We start from the raw sequence: 5,650 nt of genomic DNA, 5'->3' as shown, positions 1-5,650 counted from the left end.
GAACGAGGCGGCGCGCGCCCGTATCGACCTGATGCTCGCACTGGGGCTGGCGCCGGGGACGCCCCTCGCAGCCGAGCTGCCCCCCGGGGACCCGGTGTCCACCTCGGAGCCCCTTCCGGCGGACGCCGAGGCCGCGGTGGCCTTCGCCCTGGAGCGGCGCGGCGACCTCCGCGCCGAGGCGGCGCGCCGGCTGCACGCCCGCGCAGAGCACGCCTCCGTGCGGATGGAGCGCCTCCCCCGCCTGGAGGTGGTGGCCGACTACGGCTTCAACGGCCCCCGTGTGGACGAGATGCTGCGCACGCAGACGGTGAACCTGCAGCTCTCCCTCCCCCTCCTGGACGGCCTCCGCCACGAGGGGCGCCGCACCGAGCGCACGGTGGCGCTCCGCGAGGCCGAGCTGCGCGAGGCGGAGCTGGCACGCCTGATCGAGGCCGAGGTTCGCCGGGCGCTCCTGGACGTCGCCTCCGCCCGCGAGCAGGAGGAGTCGGCGGAGGCGCAGCTCCGGCTGGCGCACGAGGAGGTGGCGCAGGCGCGGCGCGCGTACGGGATGGGAGTGGGGAGCAGCCTGGAGGTGGTGAGCGCCCAGGTGTCGCTGGGGCAGGCAGAGGACGCCGTGATCGACGCCCGGTTCGCCCTGGCGCGCGCGCAGGTGGAGCGAGCGAGCGCCATGGGGGTGGCAACCACGCTGCGCTGAGCGGCGCCGGCCGCGCGGCGGGGAAGCGCGGGCGGGACTCAGCGCTTCCCCGACCGCTCGTCGTACACCACGATGTTGAGCACCAGCAGCACCCCGCCCACCACCGCGGCCAGGAAGAGGAGCATCGCCAGCCCGGGGTATCCCCAGATCCGGAACGTCGTCTCCACCCGCATCAGCATGGCCGCGCCGATGATGAGCGCCGCCAGCACCAGCCCCAGGGTGATGCGGTTGGCGATCTTCTGCAGCCCCGCCATCAGGTGCGTCTCGTCGATGGCGTCCACCCGCACCCGGAACTCGTTCTCGGCCAGGTTGTCCAGGATGGCGTTGACGCGCCCGGGGAGCCGCTGCACCAGCTCGTTGGTCTCCAGCAGGGTGGAGAACATCGCCCCGGGCGAGGCCTGCTTGAGCATCCGCTGCCGCATGATCTCCGCGGCGTGGCGGCGGATGGCGGCGTTGGGATCGAACTCGGGGTCCAGGGTGCGCCCCACCTGGTCCAGCGCGAAGAGCGTCTTCCCCAGGGTGGACAGCTCCGGGGGGAGGAGGAGCCCGTTCTCCGCCGCCATCCGGGTCATCTCCATCACGATCCGCCCCACCTGGAGCTGCCGCGCCGTGGCCCCCTGCATCCCGGACACCAGCGACGCCACCTCCCGGGTGAAGCCGTCCTCGTCGATGCCCACGCGCGTGGTCCCGATCCGCAGCGCCGTGTCCGCCGCCTCCTCCCCGCGCCCTTCGCTGACCGCCAGGAGCATGCGGAGGAGGCGCTCCTGCATCTCCGGCGCGACCCGCCCCACCATCCCCACGTCGATGAGCGCGATCCGCCCGTCCGGGGTGATGAACACGTTCCCGGGGTGCGGGTCCGCGTGGAAGAAGCCGTCCACCAGGATCTGCTTGAGGTAGGCGCGGAACAGGTCCGCGGCCAGCACGCCGCCGTCCAGCTCCATGCGCGCCAGGGGGCCCAGCTCGGTGACCTTCTTCCCCGGCACGTACGCCATGGTGAGCACGCGCGAAGTGGTGTAGTCCGGCACCGGGGCGGGGACCGCGATCCGCTCGAAGTCGCGCAGGTTCTCCCCCAGGGTGGTGAGGTTCTGCGCCTCGGCGCGGTAGTCCAGCTCCGAAAGGAGCGTCTTCCGGAACTCCGCGAGCACCCCTTCCATGCCGTAGCGGCGCCCCGCCTCGGTGTGGCGGTCCAGGAACTCGGCGATGTCGCCCAGCGCGTCCAGGTCGGTGAGGATCTGCTCCCGGATCCCGGGCCGCTGCACCTTGACCGCCACCTCCGTCCCGTCGCGCAGGCGGGCGCGGTGTACCTGGCCCAGCGAGGCGGCCGCCAGCGGCTCCGGGTCGAAGTCCAGGAACGCCCTGGACATCCGCACCCCCAGCTCCGTGGTGACGATCCGCTCCACCTCCGCGTAGGGAAAGGGCGCCACGTCGTCCTGCAGCCGGGAGAGCGCCTCGATGTAGGGGGGCGGGAGGAGGTCCGCCCGGGTGGAGAGGAGCTGGCCCAGCTTGATGTAGGTGGGCCCCAGCCGCTCCAGGTCCTCCGACAGCTCGGCGGCGGCGGGGGCGGCGTCCGGCGCGTCCACCCCCGCCTCCTCGCGCAGGAGGTCTTCCATCCCGGCGTCGCGGACCAGGTCCGAGCGCCCGTACTTCACCAGCAGTCTGCCGATATCTACGTACCGCTTCAGGTGCTCGCCGCGCAGCGAGATCGCCATGGTGCGCCTTCGCAAGTCGATGTGGGCCGGGAAGATCCCCGCGGGACCGCCCGCCCCGAACGCACGAAGCGTGCGCGGGGGCACGTCGAAATGCCCCGGGAATATGCCAGGCAAAAAGTTGGCATATTTGTTGAGGTGCTCCGCTCTGGGCCCACGGTCCCTCGCCGTCGGGCGATCCCCTCAACCAGGAGGCGGAGATGGAAGCACGGGTCAAGGTGCTCGGGCACCCCGTCCACCAGATGCTGATCGTCCTCCCGCTCGGGCTGCTGACCGGTGCGGTGATCTTCGACGTGGTGCACGTGCTGAGCGGAGGGGACCAGTGGGCGCTGATCTCCTACTGGCTGATCGCCGTGGGCGTGCTCAGCGGCCTCGTCGCGGCGGTGTTCGGCTTCCTCGACTGGACCAAGATCCCCGCCGGGACGCGGGCCAAACGGGTCGGGCGGCTCCACGGCGGGGGGAACGTGGTGGTGGTCGCCCTGTTCGCGACGAGCTGGCTGCTGCGCGGCGGGGACCCGATGGAGGCGGGGACGCTCCCCATCGTGCTGTCGCTCCTGGGGGGCGGCCTCTCCATGCTGACCGGCTGGCTGGGAGGAGAGCTCGTGGACCGTCTGGGCGTGGGGGTGGACGACGGGGCTCACCTGGACGCACCCAGCTCGCTCTCCGGGCGCCCCGCGGCGGAACAGGCTCCGTAGCGGCTCCGGAAATTCGGCGGGGTGGAGGTTGCGGGAATCCTCGCGCATAAAACAGGCGTTCGGTTGGCATACTTGTTGATGCCCGGCGAATCCCGCTCGGGCCATCCCGACCCGGCGCACGTCACCTTCCTTATCTCGAGGTGGGAGCATGAGACCTCTCGTGCGCTTCGCCCTCCTGGCCGCGCTCGCCGTTCCCCTTGCGGGCTGCGAGTACGTGGGGCTCCTCCGGCCCAGCGTTCTCAAGCAGCTCAACCCCCGCGTCGTGCGCCTGGTGAACTACTTCCCGCGCGTGGACGACCAGAACGAGGCCATGGTGGCCCGGCTCTTCGCCCACGGGGGGCTGTCGCACGCCGAGCTGGGTCGCGACGGGGTCTTCCGGGACGTGGTCCGCGTCCCGCCCGGCGAGTACATGTGGTACCCGGCGATCATCGTCATGAAGCGGGGCGGCGAGCTGGAGCTGGACTTCTACAACGAGGACCCCTTCTCCTACCACGCGGCGTTCCTGCCCAACGAAGGTGACCGGCACGCGCTGGTGCTGCCGATCAACACGCGCGGAAAGGCCCGCATCCGGCTGGAGCAGCCGGGGCTCTACTGGTTCGGCTGTCCCATCGCCAACCACGCGGGACGGGGGATGCTGGGGCTGGTGATCGTCGAAGGCGAGGTGCCCCCGGAAGCGAAGCTGGACCGTCCACGGCAGCCCAGGCCCTGAGGAGAACCCGTCCATGATCGAGATTCGCAGTGGGCACCGGGCCGCGGCCGTCGCGCTCCTGGCGCTCGGAGGCGCCGCGTGCGCCCGCTCCCTCCCGCAGTGGCCCGTCACGGAGACCAGCAAGCCGATGAGCGCGCTGAACGAGGCGATGGTGGGCTCCGCGCCGCCCGTCGCGGGCAGCGTGACGAGCGATCGCATCCGCAACGCGCGCGCGGAGCCACAGAACTGGCTGACGTACTACGGTGCGTACGACGGACAGCGCTACAGCACGCTCGACCAGATCAACACCGGCAACGTCCGGAACCTGCGGCCCGCGTGGAGCTTCCAGTTCGCTCCCCTGGGGCTGATCGCCAACCCGGCCACCTTCTCCTTCGAGGCGGCGCCGATCGTGGTGGACGGGGTGATGTTCGTCTCCGGGTGGGACGGCTACGTCTGGGCGCTCGACGCCACCGACGGGCGGATGCTCTGGCAGTACAAGCACGAGATCCCGCTGGACCAGCCCCTGTGCTGCGGGAACGTGAACCGCGGGGTGGCGGTCGCGAAGGGCAAGGTGATCTTCGCCACGCAGGACGGCCGCGTGGTGGCGCTCGACGCGACGAACGGGAAGCCGGTGTGGCAGCAGGCGTTCGCCGACCCGCGCGCCGGGGAGAGCGCCACCGTGGCGCCGCTGGTGGTGAAGAACCTGGTGATCGTGGGGAGCTCGGGGGCGGAGTACGGGGTGCGCGGGCACATGGACGCCTTCGACGTCGACACCGGCCGACGCATCTGGCGGCGCTACAACGTCCCCAAGCCCGGTGAGCCCGGAAGCGAGACCTGGCGTAGCGAGGACGCGTGGGAGCGGGGCGGGGGGACAGCCTGGATCACCGGGACCTACGACCCGGAGCTCGACCTGGTCTACTGGGGGACCGGCAACCCGGGCCCGCTCTTCGACGGCGGCCCGCGCCCCGGCGACAACCTCTACACCAGCTCGGTGGTGGCAATCGACCCCGACGACGGCACCCTGCGCTGGCACTACCAGTGGACGCCGCACGACGTCTGGGACTACGACGGGGTGAACGAGAACATCCTCTTCGAGCAGGACGGGCGGAAGCTGCTGGCGCACTTCGACAAGAACGGGTACTTCTTCGTCCTGGACCGCACCAACGGCCGGCTGGTGCGCGCCGTCCCGTTCGCCCGCGCCACCTGGGGTGACATCCACCCGACGACGGGGGCGGTGACCCGGAAGCTCGTCCCCACCCCCGAGGGGACGGACATCTGCCCGGGCCCCGCCGGGGCGAAGGAGTGGCCTCACGCCTCCTACAGCCAGCGCACGCGGCTGCTCTACACCCCCGTGGTGGAGGCGTGCGCCCGGTTCCGGCGCGGCCCCACGGTCTTCCGCGAGGGGCTCTTCTACCTGGGCGGGGACGCAGACGTGCGGCCGCACGAGCAGTGGGGCGAGGTGAAGGCGTTCGACCCCGCGACGGGGCGGCAGGTGTGGGGGTGGCGGGCGCGCCATCCCATCGTGGCCTCCCTCCTCACCACCGCGGGCGACCTGGTGTTCGTAGGCGAGCCCTCCGGCGCGCTCCACGCCCTCCACGCCCGCACCGGCGAGGTGCTGTGGACGTACCAGACGGGGAACGGCATCCACAGCAACCCGGTCACCTACAGCGTGGGCGGGAAGCAGTACGTGGCGGTGCCCGCGGGATGGGGCGGATGGATCGAGGGATTCGCCCCCGAGATGTTCGGCGCCCCGCGCGGCACGGCGCTGCACGTGTTCGCGCTGCCCTGAGGGCTCCGTCGGCCGACCCACGACTACCTGAAAAGGAGCGGCGGGGCGAATGCTCGAATTCGCCCCGCCGCGTCTGTT

The 5,650-nt window shown here is 71.7% G+C and carries 5 protein-coding genes; 4 read left to right on the top strand and 1 reads right to left on the bottom strand.

All coding sequences use genetic code 11. From position 1 onward, the window contains the following. Positions 1–694, top strand: a 694-nt coding sequence (locus tag VGR37_18365; protein HEV2149373.1) for a TolC family protein, incomplete at its 5' end; no start/stop codon positions are given. Positions 695–732: 38 nt separating this feature from the next. Here VGR37_18365 and VGR37_18360 read toward each other — a convergent pair. Continuing rightward, positions 733–2,403, bottom strand: a complete 1,671-nt coding sequence (locus VGR37_18360; GenBank protein ID HEV2149372.1) for an AarF/ABC1/UbiB kinase family protein — start codon at positions 2,401–2,403, stop codon at positions 733–735. A gap of 197 nt (positions 2,404–2,600) precedes the next feature. On the opposite strand from VGR37_18360, the gene VGR37_18355 reads away from it, so the two are divergent. The 3 genes from VGR37_18355 (at position 2,601) to VGR37_18345 (ending at position 5,572) form a co-directional block, all read left to right on the top strand. Next, positions 2,601–3,095, top strand: coding sequence for a DUF2231 domain-containing protein (locus tag VGR37_18355; protein HEV2149371.1), 495 nt, complete (start codon positions 2,601–2,603; stop codon positions 3,093–3,095). Between the two features lie 148 nt (positions 3,096–3,243). Next, positions 3,244–3,804: an MSMEG_3727 family PQQ-associated protein gene (locus VGR37_18350; protein HEV2149370.1), complete on the top strand. Its 561-nt coding sequence runs from the start codon at positions 3,244–3,246 to the stop codon at positions 3,802–3,804. Between the two features lie 13 nt (positions 3,805–3,817). Next, positions 3,818–5,572 (top strand): PQQ-dependent dehydrogenase, methanol/ethanol family, encoded by a 1,755-nt coding sequence (locus VGR37_18345; protein ID HEV2149369.1) that lies wholly within the window; start codon positions 3,818–3,820, stop codon positions 5,570–5,572. The last annotated feature ends 78 nt before the right edge of the window (positions 5,573–5,650 follow it).

It is taken from the genome of Longimicrobiaceae bacterium (assembly GCA_035936415.1).
In the GTDB taxonomy this organism is placed as follows: Bacteria; Gemmatimonadota; Gemmatimonadetes; order Longimicrobiales; family Longimicrobiaceae; genus JAFAYN01.
This window is presented reverse-complemented; position numbering and strand designations above follow the sequence as displayed.

Bases quoted from the DNA above. Each gene is read 5' to 3' on its own strand.
- VGR37_18360 (HEV2149372.1), bottom strand. From the start codon at position 2,403: ATGGCGATCTCGCTGCGCGGCGAGCACCTGAAGCGGTACGTAGATATC.
- VGR37_18355 (HEV2149371.1), top strand. From the start codon at position 2,601: ATGGAAGCACGGGTCAAGGTGCTCGGGCACCCCGTCCACCAGATGCTG.
- VGR37_18350 (HEV2149370.1), top strand. From the start codon at position 3,244: ATGAGACCTCTCGTGCGCTTCGCCCTCCTGGCCGCGCTCGCCGTTCCC.
- VGR37_18345 (HEV2149369.1), top strand. From the start codon at position 3,818: ATGATCGAGATTCGCAGTGGGCACCGGGCCGCGGCCGTCGCGCTCCTG.